General features: G+C 52.7%; 13 protein-coding genes, 2 tRNA genes and 1 pseudogene. 9 read left to right on the top strand and 7 right to left on the bottom strand.

What is annotated here, in order from left to right:
- Positions 1-207 precede the first annotated feature (207 nt).
- Together gyrA and rcsC are read left to right on the top strand one after the other, a co-directional pair.
- On the top strand, positions 208-2,859 hold the full coding sequence (gene gyrA, locus JK621_RS24025; protein WP_212557943.1) for a DNA topoisomerase (ATP-hydrolyzing) subunit A: 2,652 nt from the start codon (positions 208-210) through the stop codon (positions 2,857-2,859).
- Between the two features lie 169 nt (positions 2,860-3,028).
- The gene (gene rcsC / locus JK621_RS24030; RefSeq protein WP_212557944.1) at positions 3,029-5,899 is read left to right on the top strand and encodes a two-component system sensor histidine kinase RcsC; all 2,871 of its coding nucleotides are present in this window, start codon (positions 3,029-3,031) and stop codon (positions 5,897-5,899) included.
- Positions 5,900-5,952: 53 nt separating this feature from the next.
- On the opposite strand, the gene rcsB is transcribed toward rcsC, so the two are convergent.
- From rcsB to JK621_RS24045, 3 genes are read right to left on the bottom strand one after another with little or no spacing between them, the layout of a single operon-like run.
- Positions 5,953-6,603, bottom strand: a complete 651-nt coding sequence (rcsB, locus tag JK621_RS24035) for a response regulator transcription factor RcsB (RefSeq protein WP_004947156.1) — start codon at positions 6,601-6,603, stop codon at positions 5,953-5,955.
- Positions 6,596-9,298, bottom strand: coding sequence for a phosphotransferase RcsD (rcsD, locus tag JK621_RS24040; protein WP_212557945.1), 2,703 nt, complete (start codon positions 9,296-9,298; stop codon positions 6,596-6,598). Before rcsD ends, rcsB begins: the two co-directional genes overlap by 8 nt.
- A 21-nt stretch (positions 9,299-9,319) precedes the next feature.
- Entirely contained in the window at positions 9,320-10,474 is a 1,155-nt protein-coding gene (locus JK621_RS24045) for an MFS transporter (protein ID WP_212557946.1), read from the bottom strand.
- Between the two features lie 787 nt (positions 10,475-11,261).
- Between JK621_RS24045 and ompC the strand changes: the two genes are divergently transcribed.
- Together ompC and JK621_RS24055 are read left to right on the top strand one after the other, a co-directional pair.
- On the top strand, positions 11,262-12,380 hold the full coding sequence (gene ompC, locus JK621_RS24050) for a porin OmpC (protein ID WP_212557947.1): 1,119 nt from the start codon (positions 11,262-11,264) through the stop codon (positions 12,378-12,380).
- Between the two features lie 151 nt (positions 12,381-12,531).
- On the top strand, positions 12,532-12,948 hold the full coding sequence (locus JK621_RS24055; RefSeq protein ID WP_212557948.1) for a VOC family protein: 417 nt from the start codon (positions 12,532-12,534) through the stop codon (positions 12,946-12,948).
- Here JK621_RS24055 and JK621_RS24060 read toward each other — a convergent pair.
- Positions 12,942-13,520 carry a TetR/AcrR family transcriptional regulator gene (locus JK621_RS24060; protein WP_212557949.1) on the bottom strand — a complete coding sequence of 193 codons (579 nt, stop codon included), beginning with the start codon at positions 13,518-13,520 and terminating at the stop codon, positions 12,942-12,944. The genes JK621_RS24055 and JK621_RS24060 overlap by 7 nt on opposite strands.
- Positions 13,521-13,633: 113 nt before the next feature.
- Here JK621_RS24060 and JK621_RS24065 point away from each other — a divergent pair, with 113 nt between their 5' ends.
- Entirely contained in the window at positions 13,634-14,101 is a 468-nt protein-coding gene (locus JK621_RS24065; RefSeq protein WP_212557950.1) for a DUF1348 family protein, read from the top strand.
- 143 nt (positions 14,102-14,244) lie between these two features.
- Here JK621_RS24065 and JK621_RS24070 read toward each other — a convergent pair whose 3' ends face one another.
- Entirely contained in the window at positions 14,245-14,685 is a 441-nt protein-coding gene (locus JK621_RS24070; protein ID WP_249337117.1) for a DUF2946 domain-containing protein, read from the bottom strand.
- 167 nt (positions 14,686-14,852) lie between these two features.
- On the opposite strand from JK621_RS24070, the gene JK621_RS24075 reads away from it, so the two are divergent.
- The 4 genes from JK621_RS24075 to JK621_RS24090 all read left to right on the top strand — a co-directional run bounded on the left by JK621_RS24075 (position 14,853) and on the right by JK621_RS24090 (position 16,994).
- Entirely contained in the window at positions 14,853-16,271 is a 1,419-nt protein-coding gene (locus JK621_RS24075) for a PepSY-associated TM helix domain-containing protein (RefSeq protein WP_212557952.1), read from the top strand.
- Between the two features lie 67 nt (positions 16,272-16,338).
- The gene (osmE, locus tag JK621_RS24080) at positions 16,339-16,668 is read left to right on the top strand and encodes an osmotically-inducible lipoprotein OsmE (RefSeq protein ID WP_006317915.1); all 330 of its coding nucleotides are present in this window, start codon (positions 16,339-16,341) and stop codon (positions 16,666-16,668) included.
- A gap of 156 nt (positions 16,669-16,824) precedes the next feature.
- A tRNA-Ser gene (locus tag JK621_RS24085) sits at positions 16,825-16,912 on the top strand.
- A 6-nt stretch (positions 16,913-16,918) separates the two neighbouring features.
- Positions 16,919-16,994, top strand: a tRNA-Thr gene (locus JK621_RS24090).
- Between the two features lie 189 nt (positions 16,995-17,183).
- Here the strand turns inward: JK621_RS24090 and JK621_RS24095 are convergent.
- Together JK621_RS24095 and JK621_RS25435 are read right to left on the bottom strand one after the other, a co-directional pair.
- Positions 17,184-18,332 (bottom strand): acyltransferase family protein, encoded by a 1,149-nt coding sequence (locus tag JK621_RS24095; RefSeq protein WP_212557953.1) that lies wholly within the window; start codon positions 18,330-18,332, stop codon positions 17,184-17,186.
- A 380-nt stretch (positions 18,333-18,712) separates the two neighbouring features.
- Positions 18,713-18,889, bottom strand: a pseudogene (locus JK621_RS25435) (recombinase); the annotation flags it as partial.
- Positions 18,890-19,409 lie beyond the last annotated feature (520 nt).

Here is a 19,409-nt window from a genome sequence, read left to right on the forward strand (position 1 = left end):
TGTTTGGCTCCTTGTTCTCGTTGCGCGGATTATACATGTATCGGCGCAGCGCCGTCTGCGCCGATACATTTTTACCGCACATATATGCACAATTTCAGCGAAACAGCGGCGGTTATTTTCCCGTAAAGCGTGCTTTGTGATATAGTTTTACACCTTTGCCACTATGGCAGCGGGCAGATGAATCATTAGTAGAGGGATAGCAGCTCCATGAGCGACCTTGCCAGAGAAATCACACCGGTAAACATCGAAGACGAGTTGAAAAACTCGTATCTGGATTACGCGATGTCCGTCATTGTCGGACGTGCGCTGCCAGATGTTCGTGATGGACTGAAGCCGGTGCACCGCCGCGTTCTGTACGCGATGAGTGTATTGGGTAACGACTGGAATAAACCATACAAGAAATCGGCCCGTGTCGTCGGGGACGTGATCGGTAAATACCACCCACACGGTGACAGCGCGGTATACGACACCATCGTGCGTATGGCTCAGCCGTTTTCACTGCGCTATATGCTGGTGGACGGTCAGGGTAACTTCGGTTCCGTCGACGGCGACTCCGCCGCGGCGATGCGTTATACCGAAGTGCGCATGTCCAAAATTGCTCACGAATTGCTGGCGGATCTGGAAAAGGAAACCGTCGACTTCGTGCCTAACTATGATGGCACCGAGCAGATCCCGGCCGTCATGCCAACCAAGATCCCGAACCTGCTGGTCAACGGCTCGTCGGGTATCGCTGTCGGCATGGCCACCAACATTCCGCCGCATAACCTGTCTGAGGTTATCAACGGCTGCCTGGCTTACATCGATGATGAAAACATCAGCATCGAAGGCCTGATGGAACACATCCCGGGGCCAGACTTCCCGACGGCGGCGATCATCAACGGTCGCCGCGGCATCGAAGAGGCCTACCGCACCGGGCGCGGTAAAATCTACCTGCGCGCGCGCGCCGAAGTGGAAACCGACGCCAAAACCGGCCGCGAAACCATCATCGTTCACGAGATCCCGTATCAGGTGAACAAGGCGCGTCTGATCGAGAAGATCGCCGAGCTGGTAAAAGAAAAACGCGTGGAAGGCATCAGCGCGCTGCGTGACGAGTCCGACAAAGACGGCATGCGCATCGTGGTTGAAATCAAACGCGATGCGGTCGGCGAAGTGGTACTGAACAATCTGTACTCGCTGACTCAGCTGCAGGTGACCTTCGGCATCAACATGGTGGCATTGCATCAGGGCCAGCCGAAGCTGCTGAACCTGAAAGACATTCTGCAGGCGTTTGTCCGTCACCGCCGTGAAGTGGTGACCCGCCGTACCATCTTCGAACTGCGTAAAGCCCGCGACCGCGCTCACATTCTGGAAGCCTTGGCCATCGCGCTGGCCAACATCGACCCGATCATCGAACTGATCCGCCGTGCGCCGACGCCTGCGGAAGCGAAAGCCGGGTTGGTTGCGCAAGCCTGGGATCTGGGCAATGTGGGTGCGATGCTGGAACGTGCCGGTGACGACGCGGCCCGCCCCGAGTGGCTGGAGCCGGAGTTTGGCATCCGTGACGGCAAATATTACCTGACCGAGCAGCAAGCTCAGGCGATTCTGGATCTGCGTTTGCAGAAACTGACCGGCCTGGAGCATGAAAAGCTGCTGGACGAATATAAAGAGCTGCTGACTTTCATCGCCGAGCTGATCTTTATTCTGGAAAACCCGGATCGTCTGATGGAAGTGATCCGCGAAGAACTGGTCGCTGTCAAAGAGCTGTACAACGACGGCCGTCGCACCGAGATCACCGCCAACACGTCAGATATCAATATCGAAGACCTGATCAACCAGGAAGACGTGGTGGTTACGCTGTCGCACCAGGGCTATGTGAAGTATCAGCCGCTGAGCGACTATGAAGCGCAACGCCGTGGCGGTAAAGGCAAGTCGGCCGCACGTATTAAAGAAGAAGACTTTATCGATCGCCTGCTGGTGGCCAACACCCACGATACGATCCTGTGCTTCTCCAGCCGTGGCCGCCTGTACTGGATGAAGGTGTATCAGCTGCCTGAAGCCAGCCGTGGCGCTCGCGGTCGCCCAATCGTCAACCTGCTGCCGCTGGAAGCCAATGAGCGTATCACTGCCATTCTGCCGGTGCGCGAGTATGAAGAAGGGCGTCACGTGTTTATGGCAACCGCCAGCGGTACCGTGAAGAAAACCGCGTTGACCGAGTTTAGCCGCCCGCGCAGTGCCGGCATCATCGCAGTCAACCTCAATGAGGGTGATGAGCTGATTGGCGTTGACCTGACCGACGGCAGCAACGAAGTCATGTTGTTCTCCGCCAACGGTAAAGTGGTGCGCTTCCCGGAAACGCAGGTGCGTTCAATGGGCCGTACCGCCACCGGCGTTCGCGGTATCAACCTGGGCGAAGGCGACGGGGTTATTTCCCTGATCGTCCCGCGCGGTGAAGGCGATATCCTGACCGTGACCCAGAATGGCTACGGTAAACGTACCGCGGTCACCGAGTACCCGACCAAGTCGCGCGCTACCCAAGGGGTTATCTCCATCAAGGTGAGTGAGCGTAATGGCCAGGTTGTCGGTGCGGTGCAGGTGGAAACCACCGATCAGATCATGATGATCACCGATGCCGGTACGCTGGTGCGTACTCGCGTGTCGGAAGTTAGCGTGGTAGGTCGTAACACCCAGGGTGTTACGCTGATCCGCACTGCGGAAGACGAGAACGTCGTCGGTCTGCAGCGCGTTGCCGAGCCGGTGGAAGATGAAGAGTTGGATAGCCTCGAGCCGGGTGCGGAAGACGCAGAAGAAGACGCTGCGCCGCTGGACGAAGTTGACGATGATTCTGAAGCCGCAGATGATGCGGAAGATGACAACGCCTAAGCGGTAAGGGGCGGCGTGATGCTGACCCCGGATCGTACAGTTGCAAACAGGGCCTGGCAGCGATGCTAGGCCCTTTTTCAGTTCTATGGTTTAATTGCCGTGCCAAAGTCAGCGAGCCCGGTTCTGATGCGAATACGCTGGCCGCCACTCAATTTTTCATGGTATCCGATTGAAATATCTAGCCTCTTTTCGCACCACGTTAAAAATATCCCGCTATCTGTTCCGGGTGCTGGCGATTACGCTGTGGTCGCTGGGCGCGCTGCTCACGACCTTCTATATCCTGAATATCCTGAACGATAAAGAGACTGACATCCGGCAAGAATACAGCCTGGATTTCGAGCAGGCGCAGAGTTATATCCGTCATTCTGCCGATATTATTCGGGATATCAAATATATGGCGGAAAATCGCCTTAACGGCTCGGTCAGCAGCCTGGATATGCTCAGTGGGATATTCCCCGGTAAGAACAGTACGCCGGAGTTTCTTCCGCTGTATCCGGAATCCAACTGTTCGCTTAACACCACTTACCGCAGTTCCCTCAATTCGCTGAGCGGGCTGATCCAGTATTGGAAAGAGAATTTCGTCGCGGCCTACGATCTCAACCGGGTGTTTTTCATCGGCGGCGACAGCCTGTGCATGGCTGAGTTCGGTGGCGGCAATGCCGTGCCTAACCGCGAGAACGTGTTGAAATCGCTGCACGAGCGCATCCTTAAATACCGCAACGCCAAAAACCAGGATAAAGACAATAACCTGTACTGGATCAGCCCAAGCCAGCAGCGACCGGATATCGGTTATCTGTATGTGCTGACGCCAATCTATATTGGCAACAAGCTGGAGGCACTGCTGGGTATCGAGCAGACCATAAGGCTGGAAGATTTCGTCTCGGCGGGTAACCTGCCGATTGGCGTGACCCTGCTGGATGAGAATAACGAACCTATACTGCGCCTGGCGGAAGGGGAACGCTCTGCCGCGACGCTCGGCAGCTACCCGGATGCGCACGCCTATTTTGGTTATGATGATAATTACCGCCATCTGATTATGAAGAAGGTGCTTCCGCCTTCGTCGCTCAGCATTGTTTATGCCCTGCCGGTAAAAAGCGTGGTCGAGCGCTTCAAGGTGCTGATCCTCAATGCGCTGCTGCTGAACCTGCTGTCAGCCATTGTGCTGTTCACGCTGGCCTGGCTGTTTGAGCGCAAAATGTTTCTGCCGGCGGAGGATAACGCCTTCAGGCTGGAAGAACATGAACAGTTCAACCGCAAGATCGTCGCCTCGGCCCCGGTGGGGATCCTTATTCTGCGCATCAGCGACGGCACCAATATTCTGAGCAATGAGCTGGCGCACAACTACATCAATTTGCTGACCCACGAAGACCGCGACCGCATTACGCGCATTATCTGCGAACAGCAGGTGAATTTTGTCGATGTGCTGACCAGCAATAACAACAATCTGCAAATCAGTTTCGTTCACTCTCGCTACCGCAACGAGGATGTGGCGATCTGCGTGCTGGTGGACGTCAGCGCCCGCGTAAAAATGGAGGAGTCGCTGCAGGAGATGGCGGCGGCGGCGGAACAGGCCAGTCAATCCAAGTCGATGTTCCTGGCGACCGTCAGCCACGAATTGCGTACCCCGTTGTACGGCATCATAGGCAACCTCGATTTGTTGCAAACCAAGGCGCTGCCGCAGGGGGTTGACCGCCTGGTGAATGCGATGAACAACTCGTCCGGGCTGCTGTTGAAGATCATCAGTGACATTCTGGATTTCTCCAAAATTGAATCCGAGCAGTTGAAGATTGAGCCGCGTGAGTTTTCCTGCCTGGAGGTGATCACGCATATTGCAGGCAACTATCTGCCGCTGGTGGTGAAGAAACGGCTGGGGCTGTACTGTTTTATCGAACAAAACGTGCCGGAGCGCATTTCCGGCGATCCCGTGCGGTTGCAGCAGGTTTTGTCCAACCTGCTGAACAACGCGATTAAGTTTACCGATACCGGCTGCATTATTCTGCAAGTCAGCACACGCGGCAGCTATCTGGAGTTCAGCGTCCGCGATACCGGCGTCGGCATTCCGGAAAAAGAGATCACCCGTTTGTTTGATCCCTTCTTCCAGGTGGGCAGCGGCGTGCAGCGCCACGTCCAGGGGACCGGGCTGGGGCTGGCGATTTGTGAAAAACTGATCAATATGATGGACGGCGATATCGCCGTTGAATCGGAACCGGGGTTGGGCAGCCAGTTTACCATTCGTATTCCGCTGTTTAACGCTCAGTTCCCGATCCCGCAGGCCAGCGATATCTGGCAAGGCAAAACGCTGTGGCTGAGCATTCGCAACCAGCGGCTGGAATGCTATCTGATGGAGATCCTTGGCGGCTATGGCGCTACGGTGCTGCGTCATCAGGGGCAAGACACCGTGGCCGGGGAGGTTATGCTCAGCGACTATCCGTTGATGGTCAATTCGCCGCTGCTGGCGCAAATCCAATTTTCTATCGAGCACATTGGCCCCTCGCAGGAAACCCGGCCGGGTTACTGGATGCACAGCACCTCAACGCCGCGTGAAACTCTCGCGTTGCTCAACCGGCTGTTTGGCACCAGTACCGAAAGCGGCAGCACGCTGATGCAATTGCCGTTGCAAACCAAGGCCAGTACGGTGGACAACGGCGATATTCATCTGTTGGTGGTGGATGACCATCCGATTAACCGCAGATTGCTTTCCGACCAGCTCAGCTCGCTGGGTTATCAGGTGGTTACCGCCAACGATGGGATAGATGCGCTTGACGTGCTGAGCCGCAATACCGTCGATATCGTGCTGACCGACGTCAACATGCCAAACATGGATGGTTATCGCCTGACCCAGACCCTGCGTCAGCAGCGCTTCACCTTGCCGGTGATTGGCGTGACGGCGAATGCCCTGGCAGAGGAGAAACAGCGTTGTATGGAGGCGGGCATGGATAACTGTCTGTCGAAACCGGTCACGCTGGAAACCCTGGCACAGACGCTGGCGTACTACAGCCAGCAGGTGCGCCGCATGCGCGCCGAGTCGAAGGACGCCTAGAAAGCAAAAGGGCGCAGCATAAAATGCCGCGCCCTTCGGTAACCCTGAAGGTTTTACTCTTTATCCAGCGGCGCCATGCTGACGGAGGAGAGGTAGTTGAGCAGCGCGATATCGTTCTCGACGCCCAGCTTCATCATCGCCGATTTCTTCTGGCTGCTGATGGTTTTGATGCTGCGATTGAGCTTCTTGGCGATCTCGGTCACCAGGAAACCTTCGGCGAACAGGCGCAAGACTTCGCTCTCTTTCGGCGACAGACGCTTATCACCGTAGCCGCTGGCGCTGATTCTCTCCAGCAATTTGGAGACGCTTTCCGGCGTGAATTTCTTGCCTTTTTGCAACGCGGCCAGCGCTTTCGGCAGGTCGGTTGGCGCGCCCTGTTTCAGCACGATGCCTTCGATATCCAGATCCAATACGGCGCTTAAGATTGCCGGATTGTTGTTCATGGTCAAAACGATGATCGACAATTGCGGATAATGGCGTTTGATGTATTTGATCAGCGTGATGCCGTCGCCATATTTATCACCCGGCATCGAAAGGTCTGTGATCAGGACGTTAGCATCCAGTTTGGACAGATTGTTGATCAGTGCTGTTGAGTCTTCAAACTCCCCAACGACATTCACCCATTCAATTTGCTCAAGTGACTTCCGGATGCCAAACAGTACGATAGGATGGTCATCAGCAATAATTACGTTCAGGTTATTCATGTTGTTGGCTACCTTGCTGCAGCAGTCTACTGACGAAAAAATCAATCTGACTGATGTTATTCTCGATCTTGAGCGCATCACCGTCTGCGATGTGCTGTTCTAACGATTCACACAGTTGCTTGCCGGGAAGCAGATTTAACATGGCAAACACGCCTTTCAGGCGGTGTGCTGTCTGTGACAGAGCGTTGAAATCACTGCTGCCCGCCTCAGTATACAGTTTTTTGACATCATCGGGTACTGTATCAACGAATAGGCCATAGTAATCACTTGATTTCAATTGTTTTTCATAGAGTTGGATATCATCGGCAGTCAGCGACAGCGCGATTTCCTCCTGGTCCAGCGCGGCCATTTGCTGTTCGATCAGCATCAGCACCGCGTCGATCATTGCGCCACTCAGGTTATAGTTTACCCGAATATAGCGCTTTTCAAGCTGTTGCCAACCCGTTTCATCAGTGGTCAACAGCAGCGTGTAGTCGTCGGCCCTTTGCGGCGTATCGGTCAACAGCACGTCGTAGTCGCGATTGACCTGGCGATCGTCGGCAATGATACAGCTCGCGCCGTAAGCATGCAGCAGCGTGGTGACGATGCCGCGCACCTCTTCAGAAGTGACGTCCAGCAGCGCGGTCACGCCGTCGAGCAGTTTCTCCTGCGCTTCGGTGTCCTTTTTCTCCATTTCCATCGGCACGCGGATGGTATAGCGGGTGCCAATGTCCACCTTGCTGCGAATGTCCAACTGTCCGTTGAGTTTTTTGCACAGTTGGTTGCACAGGAAGAAAGTGAGACCCGATCCATGATTAAAGCGATCCACCAGCGTTTGGCTGAGGAAGGGATAGTTCAGGTTGCTGATTTCTTCGTTGGAAATGCCCGAGCCGGTGTCATTGATATGAAATACCAGGCGATCCTGGTGTTCCGGCTCATGATCGATCACCAGCGAGATCTTGCCGTAGGCGGTAGTGATGATGGCGTAGTGCACCAACAGCGAGAGCACCTTGCGCAACGCATTGGCGTCGCCGATATATTGCTGTTCGACGTCAAGTTTGACGTGGTTGAACAACGACAGACCTTTTTGATTGATGGCCGGCAGGGCCTCCAGCAGCAACTCATCTATCAGAGCGGCAGGGCTGAAAGGCTGGCGAGAAGGCTGCCAGTCTTGAGTTTCCAGGCGGGTAAGCAAGGTAATGTTTTCAATCAATCCCAGTACCGATGCCGATTCCGCGACCAATTGGTTCAGCAGCGTCTGTTGCTGTTCCTCATCCGGCTGGGTGCGCAGCCGATCGGCCAAATCGTGCATCTGGCGCACCGGTTGGTTCAGTTCGATACCCAGGTTATGCAGCATCAGTTTTCGTGCCTGCACGTTTTTATCGTATTCGCGCCGCGCCTGCTGCAACCTTTTATTCACCATCACTTCTTTGTCCTGATCGTTGAGCAGGAACAGGTAGGTTTCCGGTGACAACTGGCTGCGGAAGATGCGAATTTCGTACACCTCATTGTTGACCGTTGCCTGAATGACGCCGTGGTGCTGTTCGGCCATATGGGCGATTTTTTGCAGGCTGAGGTGGGGCAGCAGATGTTGCGCAATCTTGTTGCTGGCGATTACCGAATTGCTGGCGAAGCTGTACACCAGCAGGCCGGAAGGCAGGCTGGCAATGATTTCCTGACTCAGCGCGCGTTCGGCTTCCAGTTCGACCGCCATGCTTTCGCTCGGCCGGATGTACTGGCGGCGAATAGAATAAATGCCGATCATCGACAGCGCCAACAGCAGCAGATTAATGGCGATCAGCCAGACATTGTTGCGCAGCAGGTCAATCGCCAGGTTGAGGGCCGAGACGCGGTAAACCACTTTCAGCGGCGCATTCGGCAGCGGAGCGCTGAACTCTACCCAACTGGCGCTCAGCGATACGCTGGCGCTGGTGGTCGTTTCCACCGGCAGAGTGCTGTCATCCAAATCGGCTTCATCAGGCAGCAGCATAAAGTTGGCGCGCGCCATATTGATCGGAATGATGTCATTAATCGGCAGATCGAAAGCGATGACCGTAGCCAGATGCCCCGGTTGGTTAAAGGTGGTGCGAATTGAAAATGAATAGGCGTTCTGGAAGCGCTGTTTACGCAAGCTGGAGAAACTTTCACGTTCGTCCAGCATGTTGGCCTGTTGCAGCATTTCTGCCCGGCGATCCTCGGCCGATGTGGTCAGGTAGCTTTCTCTAAAACGTGAAGCCAGCTCTTTCAACGGTTGAGTGGTGATCAGGCTCAGGCTGTTATCCTGGCCGTTAAGATAATACATGGCGTAGTTTTCAGACTTGGCGCCCCAACGGGTATCCAGATAATCTGAAATCCTGGCGATCATCGCCAGCGTGTTGTCGTCATGGCTACCAAAAATAACCGCGTCGGTTTTTTTGTGCGGTTTCTCTACATAATAAACGTCCGGGCGCAGGCGGGTTTCCTGCAGACTGGGATCGCTGCTTAAAGAAGAGGTATTGCCGAACTTATCGTAGATCTGGTAGGTGATATAGCGATAGTTGTCTATGCGCTTTTGCAGACCGTCGGCGATGCCGTTCAATGCATATTTTTTTTCCGTCAGCCAGGCGTTGGTATAGTTGTAGCCATACAGGCCGATGGCAATCGTCAGCAGAACGGTAAATAACAGGAAGAAGCGGGTGACATTGCTCGAGCTAATCGTCAGTTGTTTGTTTTGCATAGTTAACTGCACATTCCTGAATCAACGGGTTACGGCTCTGGCGCTGGCGGTCACCGCCAGGAGTAATACGGCGACGCAGGCAAAAGCCACCGTCAGGCTGGAGAACTGGGCGATGAAGCCGATCAACGCCGGCCCGGCGAGAATGCCGGCATAGCCCAGGGTCGTCACTGAGGCGATGGCCAGGTTTGCCGGCATATCCCGCTGGTTGCCCGCCGCGCTGAACAGGATTGGCACCACGTTGGAGGCTCCCAGCCCGACCAGCATAAAGCCAACCAGCGAAACCATCGCGTTGTTGAAGACAATGGCCAGACTCAGCCCAATAGCTGCACATAGACTGCCGAGCAGCAGTACTTTATATCTGCCCAGAGAATTCACCATCCGATCGCCATTCAACCTGCCGATGGTCATGGTGATGGAGAACAGCGCATAGCCTAATCCGGCCTGGCCGCTCGCGACGCCGCGCAGAGTGGTGAGGAACAAAGCGCTCCAGTCGAGCATTGAGCCTTCCGCCAGGAACATGATAAAGCACAAGATGCCGATAAACATCACCCAGCCGCGCGGCAGCACGAACATGGGGCCACCTTCTTCACCGCCGCTCTCACGCAGTAAATTGCGGCTGGCGAGCGCCAGCAGGGCTGCAATGGTCAGTACGCTAATCAGCGTTGCCGACAAGGGCGACAACCCCAACCACAGCATTACGCTGACGCTACCGGCACCGGCTATGCCGCCGACGCTGAAGAAACCATGGAAGCCGGACATCATGGCCTTGCCGCTGGCGCGCTCTACCACCACGGCCTGTACATTCATCGCAACGTCGATCATGCCGATCGCTGCGCCGAACAGCAACAGGGCCAGCGCCATGCCGGCGGTGCTATCCATCAGCGCCAGCAAGGGAAGATCAAGGCACAATGCCAGGCCGGCGAGCAGGATCACCGGTCGGCAACCCAACCTTCCGGTCAGATAGCCGGTCAGCGGCATGGCCAGCATGGAACCGGCGCCGATGCACAGCAACAACAAACCCAGCGACCCATCATCAATACCGATCCGCGCTTTGGCAAAAGGTACCAGCGGCGCCCAGGCGGCCATGCCGAAACCGGCGATAAAAAAGGCCAGACGCGTGGCGATCTGCGCCGGGACGCCGGGTTTTTGCTGCTCATTGCACAGGGTAGAGGTCATGTAGGCATCAGGATCTGTTGTAAAACGTGCTGGCTGAAAGTAATGGACTGTTTTTATCACAATACGCGATCCGGGTCGAAAGGATTCGCGCTGCTGTTGGGGGAGAGGCCGGCTCGGCGCTTCCGCCGCGGGGCATTTTGACAGGCTATCCGAATACCTTCTGAGCGCATTCAGTCCTGAATAGCGCGCTATTTAAGCTTTTAAGTAAGGCGATTAATCAATAGTCAAAATAGGAATGTTAGCGATTTGTGCTGCAGTTAATTAAGGGAATGATATCGTCTGGTTATTATTTCTTGATGAAATATGCGATTGCGGGAAAATTGTGGTGAAAATGTGAGGAAATAAAAAACCGGCCAGAAGCCGGTCGAAATGTACGAAAATTATCTTAAAGATAATGAAGGTAATAATGAAAATAATGATGATAGCGGGGCTATTATAACGCCAGAGTGATGAGATGCTTTTGGCACAATGTGCTTATTGTTGATGAGTTTTGTATGGCTATCTGTTTTTTCTTGTATTTTTGTATAATGGTATGATTTTTAACGTATTAATATATTTTTTATCATTGCGTGCTGTATTTGTTTTGTCTGTAATGTTTTGTGGAAGTTCGCGCACATTTACACTTTGAATCATTTATTAATTACAATGAAACACTATCGGATACTTGGTATCATTTTCTTTCTGGATTAATATAATCCCTGTTACCAGAATGGTAATGCACAGTCGCGCTAATAATGCTCAGAAGAGCAGTGGCCATAGCTCGACATAATTAATGAGGATAATAACGATGAAACTTCGAGTACTCTCCCTGATAGTACCCGCGTTGCTGGTTGCAGGCACAGCAGGCGCGGCGGAAATCTACAACAAAGACGGCAATAAGCTGGATTTGTTCGGTAAAATCGATGGTCTTCACTATTTCTCCGACGACAAAAATTCCGATGGCGACCAGTCTTATATGCGGTTCGGCCTGCGTGGCGAAACCCAAATCAGCGATCAACTGACCGGTTATGGCGAGTGGGAATATCAGGCGAACCTTAACCATGCGGAAAGTCAAGATAACAATAACTTTACCCGTGTCGGTTTCGCCGGTCTGAAATTTGGCGACTACGGCTCGCTGGATTACGGCCGTAATTATGGCGTGCTGTATGACATCGGCGCCTGGACCGACGTTCTGCCGGAGTTCGGTGGCGACACTTACGGTGCAGACAACTTCATGTTCCAGCGTACCAACGGTGTACTGACTTACCGTAATACCGGCTTCTTCGGTTTGGTCGATGGCCTGAACTTTGCCCTGCAATACCAGGGTAAAAATGACAGCGCGACCGAATCCAACAATGGTCGTGACGTGCTGGCGCAGAACGGTGACGGTTATGGCATGTCCGCGTCTTACGATCTGGGCTATGGCATCAGCGCGGCGGCCGCATACTTCTCTTCCGATCGCACGAACGATCAAAATGGCGTGAACGGCAACTACAGCAACATTCTCGGCCGTGGCGATAAAGCCGAAGCCTACAGCGGCGGTCTGAAATATGACGCCAACAACGTTTACCTGGCGGCGATGTATACCCAGTCTTATAACGCCACTCGCTTCGGCAGCAGCGACAGCTCCGTTTACGGCTATGCCGACAAAGCGCAGAACGTTGAAGTTGTTGCGCAGTACCAGTTTGACTTCGGCCTGCGTCCGTCCGTGGCTTACCTGCAGTCAAGAGGCAAGGACATTGGTCGCGGTTACGGCGATCAGGATCTTATGAAGTATGTTGACGTGGGGGCGACCTACTACTTCAACAAAAATATGTCCACCTACGTTGATTACAAAATCAACCTGCTGGATGACAACAACTTCACCAACGCCGCCGGCATCAACACCGACAACGTGGTTGCCTTGGGCCTGGTTTACCAGTTCTAAGCAACAGAGTGTGAATGTGAGCGCGGCCTTCGGGCCGCGTTTTTTTTGCCTGCGATTAGGCACAAAGGGCTATTTGTCTGGCACGGATTGCTATTTCGACGCGGCCTGGTTTGCCTAAGCTCTAGCTGTGTAAATAAATCAGGGGGTTATTATGAAGCTCAGCATAGATCGGGTTATTGAAACTGTCTTGTACGTGCGCGATATCGAACGCGCCGATGCCTTTTACCAACAGGTGTTACAGCTGCCTGCTATGGTGGCCAACGAGCGCTTTCGCGCTTACAACGTGGGCGAAAAAAGCGCATTGCTGCTGTTTATCGAGGGTGATTCGCTTAAAGGGGCACATTATCCGAATGGATATATTCCCCCGCACGACGGCAACGGGCCATTGCATATCGGGCTGGCAGTGGCGAAAGAACAGTTGCCGCATTGGGAACTGCACCTGATGGCGCACGACATAGAGATAGAAGGGCGGATGACCTGGGAACATGGCGGGGAGAGTCTTTATTTCCGCGATCCCGACGGCCACCTGCTGGAGTTGGTGACGCCGGGGATCTGGGCCAATTACTGATGGCGCCAGGCCAGTGCCAACGCTTCAAGCATTCCACTCAGCAGCAGCAGCGTGTTTTCTGCCTGCTGCTCGATTTGCACTTTGACGATTGCCCCGTCGATCAGCATCCCCAGCATTGCCGCGCGCTGTTCACGCTCCGGGCCGGCGGGTAAATGACGTGCAATTTCTTCAGCCATTTGCCCCTTGTGCCGTCGTGCAATGTCCAGGCTTTCCGGCAGCATATCCGCCAGCTCCACCGCCGTATTGATAAAAGCGCAACCGCGGTAGTGCGAGTCGTTGAACCATTCCGCAAGGCAGGGCACTAAAGCCGACAGCACATCCCCTCGGGTTGCGACATGCTGCGTCAGAGACCGGCTAAACCAGGCTAGCCATTGCTCATGGCGGTAGGCCAGAAAGGCTGCAATCAGATCGTTCTTGCTGGGGAAGTGCCGATAAAACGTCACCTTTGTCACGCCAGACTCGTTGATGATGCGATCAATGCCGGTCGCGCGCACTCCTTCACGGTAAAACAGATCGTGCGCCTTCAGCAGGATGCGCTGGCGTGCAGGCAGAGCGTTAGCTGTAACAGACATCAGATCACCTCATAAAATATTTGCCGGATTGATTGTAGACAACTCTGTCTACATGCGCTAGCTTAATTGAGTAGACAGACCTGTCTACATAACATTAAGCACAGAGGTGAGCAATGAGCATTAAACCCCCGTTACCGCCATTTACCCGTGAATCAGCCATCGAGAAAGTCCGTTTGGCGGAGGATGCCTGGAACAGCCGCGATCCTGAACGCGTGTCGCAGGTTTATTCTGTAGATACCCATTGGCGCAATCGGGCAGAGTTCGTTGATGGCCGGGAGGCGGTCTGCGAGTTCTTGCGGCGCAAGTGGGCTAAAGAGCTGGAGTATCGGTTGATTAAGGAACTGTGGGCGTTCGACGGCGCGCGTATCGCAGTGCGGTTTGCCTATGAATGGCGCGATGATTCCGGCAACTGGTACCGCAGCTTTGGCAACGAGAACTGGGAGTTTAATCCGGATGGGCAGATGATAAACCGACATGCCTGTATCAATGATATGCCGATCCCTGAACAAGATCGCCGATTCCATTGGCCGCTTGGCCGCCGGCCGGATGATGTCCCGGCCCTGAGTGATTTTGGCTTCTGATGCGGTTATTGATGATCGACCGCAGCTCCCTATGACGCCTGGAAATAAGGGGTGTTTCAGTCTGGAGAGTAAACATTAATTATTTTTTAGGCGGGTTTGTTTTAGGCGTAATAAATCCTGCCTTAATAAATAAGACATGTAAATTAAAATGATTGTGTTGAACGAGTAAATAACGGCGGGGCTCGTGTTCGATAATATGGGAAAGTGGCCGGAGTAATAACGAGGTAAATAGTTGAAATAATACGGGGCGCGCACTGAACAGACAGGGGCGGCGCCGCAGGTATCAGGGCCATCAGCGGCGGGTTGTGGTGTAACAGACTGCAATAGCCGCAGAGATCAAAACAGGCGCCGGAGGCCATATCGGCCATGTCGTGGCCTGCTGGCGGGCTTTCTTCAGGCATATGGCTCATCATCGCCATATGCTCGGCATGCTCCTCGCCCGTCGGCATCTCCATAGTCATCTCTTTGTTATTGATATTATTTTTTGAGAGGTGCGAGGAGATGGGCGGTGCGATGAAAACCATCAACATAGCGAATAAGCCCAGCCAGGCCAGCGTGCGCATATGTTGAGTGGACAATTTCACCGGTAAGGTATTCCAGAGCCAGAGGGTAAATGAAGACTGATGATAGTAATTGTGCCTGCATTGTAACATTAATGAGAATTAAGCTAAACAGCGAAGAAATCTGTTTGTTAAATGAAAATAATTCGGGTAGATTTCGAATCACTCCATTTAAGCACGGATAGCCTCTTATGTCTGAACGCGCCTCTGCGTTGCCTACTGCTGCGCAGAATATTAATCAGCAGGTAACCACCCGCAGTTGGTTTATTCCATTAATGATGCGGATTCATTTCTATATTGGTCTTTTTGTCGGGCCATTTTTACTTATTGCCGCATTAAGCGGAATATTTTACGCACTGACGCCGCAAATTGAATCCCGCCTGTATGCTCAGCAGCTGTTTAACGATAGCACCGGGCCGACACTGCCGTTAGCACGGCAGATAACCGCCGCTCAGGCGGTGGCACCGCGGCAGGCTTCGCTTTCGGCGGTAAGGCCGTCACCTGGCGAAGGCGAGAATACTCGCGTGCTGTTTAACGTTGCGGGATTAAAGGCTTCGGAACGGCTGGCGGTGTTTGTTGATCCGGTTACGGCGCAAACGCATGGCGCGATGACGGTTTATGGCACCAGTGGCGTATTACCGCTGCGCACCTGGTTGGATCAATTTCATCGCAGCTTGTTGCTGGGGGATTTTGGCCGCAATTATAGCGAACTGGCCGCTTCCTGGCTGTGGATTGCGGCGCTGGGCGGTTTGATCCTCTGGGGAGCGCGCAAGCGCAGGAACAAGAAAACGAGTCATAGGCGCAAAGGTTTACGTTGGCTGCATGAGAAAAGCGGCGTGTTGCTGCTCATCGGCCTGTTGTTCTTTTCCGCCACCGGGCTGACCTGGTCACAATGGGCCGGTGAGAATATCGGCGTGCTGCGCCAGCAACTGGGCTGGTCGACACCCTCGCTGTCTATGGCGCTTGGCGGGCCGAGTACGCAACCTGCTGATGAGCATGCCGAACACCGTGGCCACATGATGCACATGCCAATGGCTGAACCGCCTCAGGACCATGCCATGTATGACAGAGCGCTGGCAGTCGCGCGTGGGGCAGGCATTGATGCCGCCAGGGTTGAAATCAAGCAACCGGCTTCTGCAGGCCAAGCCTGGGCGGTGATGGAGATTGATCGCAGCTGGCCGACGCAGGTTGACGCCGTGGCAATCGATCCCGCGACTATGGCAATCGTTGATCGGGTCAGATTCGAACAATACCCGCTCGCGGCAAAGTTGACGCGCTGGGGCATCGATCTGCATATGGGTATCTTGTTCGGTCTGGCAAATGAGCTGGCGTTGGTGGCTTTCGCCGCTGGGCTGGCGGCGATGGTGCTGATGGGGTATTTGATGTGGTGGCGCGGCCGGCCCACGCGGGCGGTGCGTAAACCGTTGCACTCACCCTTTATGTTGTTGCGCAAAACGCCCAAAGGGCCGCTGTTGCTGATTGTCAGCCTCACGTTGCTACTGGGGTTCTGCCTGCCGGTAATGGGCGTTAGCCTGCTGGCCTTTTTGCTGTGCGATCTGCTGTGGTTTCTGATCGTGCGGCGGAGTGAACCGCACCTATCGACAAAGTGAAGTTTGTAGAAAAGCCTTTCCTCTTCTAGACTTAGAGAACAACAAACGTACGTTAAGAGGACAAGCCATGACTAATAAGCTGGTTTTAGCCGTTTGCACCGCAGCGACATTTTCCATTCTTGCCGGTTGTACCGCTTATGACAGGGCCGCCAGTTACGTGAAGGAACCTGTGGTAAGCGATGTAAAGGTAGGGATGACTAAACAGCAGGTGCGGGCAATTGCCGGCCCACCGTCAACCTCTGCAACGCTGGTTAATGCGCAGGGGACTTGCGACACTTATGCGGTGGCGCCGCGCGACGGTAAAGTGCAAACCTATTTTGTCAGTTACAGCGACACCGGTCATGTGATGAACAAGGGCTATCAGACCTGTTCAGACTACGACTCTCAGCCTAAATAAGCCTTACTGCGCTGAACAATAAAACCTCGCGTTGGCGGGGTTTTTCATTTTTTAACCGCCAGTCGCATGAAGTTTAAGCAAATGCGCTTTTTACTGCATTTTTTTGCATGAAACAGTAGACATTTCATAACGGTATCGCTAATATCTGCGCCCATTGGAAGGATGGCCGAGTGGTTTAAGGCAACGGTCTTGAAAACCGTCGAGTGTAACAGCTCCCAGAGTTCGAATCTCTGTCCTTCCGCCAAATTAAGCCGGCTTAGCTCAGTTGGTAGAGCAACTGACTTGTAATCAGTAGGTCACCAGTTCGATTCCGGTAGCCGGCACCATATTAAGTTATACTGACGTTTAGTCCGTCTTAAAACCCAGTAATCTAAAAGATTACTGGGTTTTTTTCTTTCGCTTTTTTAATCAGGATCGTTAAACTGACATCGACCGAGAGCAAACTTACTGGGTCTGTCTAACCCCTTCCTTGTAAATATTACAGGAGGGGGTTATTGCATCATCTACCTTTGCTTTTACGGCAAGGCAATGGCTTTGCTCAGCTTACGACTGATAATTGTTTTGCCCAGTTTGATGCCCGGTTTTTCGATAAACTTATAGAGCAACACTGCAATCCCATAAGTTATGGGCAAAATGATAATAGATGCAGTCATAAATCTTGCTATGGAAGGCAATCCGGCAAATTGGGGGGTTGACAGCAGGAAAGCGATGACAGGAAGAACTATTAACAGATGCAGCAGATACACGGAGTAGGAAACATCCCCCATAAAGACGCTAACCTTATTGGTCAGTATCCAGCGAGGGAAACGCAGCACGTTCGCCCAGAGGCTACCTTCAACCCTTGGCCAAAGAATAGTAGCCAACATTAAAAGCATGCCAATTTCAGCCAGAAAACGGATCTTGTTAAAACTATCTTGCATATAAATACTGATGCAAGCTGCAGCCAAGGCAAAAAACACATATTTAAAGCTTTTTCCGCGTATAGCTTCAGAAATAAACATGCCAGCTATAAAAAGATGCAACTTTATCAGTATCATTGATGGCATAGGGAACGCGGAAAAGTAATTAGGCAACAACTGTTTAGCAATCACGCACAGTGCAATTACGGTAAAACATGCCCGCGCGAAGCCTAGCTGCATTACGGCTAACATTATGAATGGAAAAAGGAAATAGAACTGCATTTCCAGCCCTATGCTCCAGTCTGGCAGCACGGTATTAAATGAAAAGCTTGGCAGAAAGCCAAACATAAACGTTACATGGGTAAAAATGTTTAATAACGAGTTATCGCTATAGCGTGAACTATTAGTTTGGGTTGCGCTATAAAAACTGCTGATAGTTTCCCGAGCCTCACCAAAATAACTGCCAAAACCAATAGCAAAAACGAGTAATACATAGTAAAGCGGGGCTATACGGAAGAAGCGGCGTAGCCAAAATTTCTTGAAGGTCGCACTTTCAGTCCAAGGTTCTTTCTCTTTACGCTCGACATAATTTTTAGCCATCAGATAGCCAGAAAGCAAGATGAATAGATCAACCCCGATTCCAGGATCTGAAAGTATGGGGAAGTGAAAACTGGTTAATATACAAATATGGCCCAAAATGACCCATAAAGACGCCAGACCACGTAACCCTTCCAGCTCCTGCGACCATTTCTTAGCAGGTTGCATTGGCAAGCCCCTCTGAACAATATTTCATTAACAACTACCCATATTCAGGTGAATTTTTGTCAGTATAGCATGGCATATTTAGATAGTTTACCGGGGCAATGTCTGAATTTGGCACTGGCGATCGTTATGTAGGTGGGGTTGTCAGGGGCGCGTTACATACAAATCGCAGTCATGAAAAAACCAACCGCAATGGGTTGGTTTTTCTAAGGGTTTTTGGTCGGCATGTGAGGATTCGCCCCCCCACACCCCATGAAACCGTTGGATAATCGCTGCAGCCTGCACCATTACTGGCTTTGAATACTTTTTTCTGTATATAAATACAGTGTGCCTCTCGCATAAGTTGGCCTGTACACATCAACAAGTTAGGGTGTCTTTTACCATCACCCTGTTTTTATTTCACGATGGGGAACTACCACCCAGTCGATATGGTTCTGTGTATAAATCTTCGTGGATTTTGCATCGCTGTGAGACATACGGCCCTGCGGGTCTATCCCTTGATTATCGAACAAGTATGCGGCTAATGCCCTTATCTCGTAGAACGTCGGACGCTCATCCATTTCTGTGGCCTCTGTAGAGCATGGCGGAGCGGTGGGTGGCTGGACGTGCTTCACTGTAACAGTTTCAAACACGGAAGCATCGATCACTCGAGCGGGTGGATCGCGTCGTTCAACCTCGCTCACTAAACGTAAAAAATCAATTCGGCTGAACGTGTTTAACGGTTCACCAAGCGCCGAACAAAATATGAGGCTACCTGAATTGATAGGATGTTCAGCAGTCTATGACAGTGTTCTTACGGCAGAAGAACAGGTGGATAAACGTGATGATTTGAAAGCGGTTATGTCGCTACGTGGCCAGTTTGTTAACTAAAAAAGACTCGGCGGAGTTATCTCCGCCTTCTCCAATCCCATTCAGCATGAGCCCAGATAGCAAGCATCACGCAGCTTGAAATGAACATAATATCAGGCCAGTGAGTGAAACCAGTGATAATGGAAACAGCGGAGGTCAGTGCTGCTATCCGTGTCAGCGCTTTGATGGGCATTTGTGGGCCAAGTCAAGGGGATTAGTCCTATATGTTGA

The sequence above is a fragment of the Serratia plymuthica genome (assembly GCF_018336935.1).
Classification (GTDB): domain Bacteria; phylum Pseudomonadota; class Gammaproteobacteria; order Enterobacterales; family Enterobacteriaceae; genus Serratia; species Serratia plymuthica_B.

Excerpts from the sequence above, each read along its gene's own strand:
- gyrA (WP_212557943.1), top strand. The coding sequence starts at position 208 with ATGAGCGACCTTGCCAGAGAAATCACACCGGTAAACATCGAAGACGAG.
- rcsB (WP_004947156.1), bottom strand. The coding sequence starts at position 6,603 with ATGAATAACCTGAACGTAATTATTGCTGATGACCATCCTATCGTACTG.
- rcsD (WP_212557945.1), bottom strand. The coding sequence starts at position 9,298 with ATGCAAAACAAACAACTGACGATTAGCTCGAGCAATGTCACCCGCTTC.
- JK621_RS24045 (WP_212557946.1), bottom strand. The coding sequence starts at position 10,474 with ATGACCTCTACCCTGTGCAATGAGCAGCAAAAACCCGGCGTCCCGGCG.
- ompC (WP_212557947.1), top strand. The coding sequence starts at position 11,262 with ATGAAACTTCGAGTACTCTCCCTGATAGTACCCGCGTTGCTGGTTGCA.
- JK621_RS24055 (WP_212557948.1), top strand. The coding sequence starts at position 12,532 with ATGAAGCTCAGCATAGATCGGGTTATTGAAACTGTCTTGTACGTGCGC.
- JK621_RS24060 (WP_212557949.1), bottom strand. The coding sequence starts at position 13,520 with ATGTCTGTTACAGCTAACGCTCTGCCTGCACGCCAGCGCATCCTGCTG.
- JK621_RS24065 (WP_212557950.1), top strand. The coding sequence starts at position 13,634 with ATGAGCATTAAACCCCCGTTACCGCCATTTACCCGTGAATCAGCCATC.
- JK621_RS24075 (WP_212557952.1), top strand. The coding sequence starts at position 14,853 with ATGTCTGAACGCGCCTCTGCGTTGCCTACTGCTGCGCAGAATATTAAT.
- osmE (WP_006317915.1), top strand. The coding sequence starts at position 16,339 with ATGACTAATAAGCTGGTTTTAGCCGTTTGCACCGCAGCGACATTTTCC.
- JK621_RS24095 (WP_212557953.1), bottom strand. The coding sequence starts at position 18,332 with ATGCAACCTGCTAAGAAATGGTCGCAGGAGCTGGAAGGGTTACGTGGT.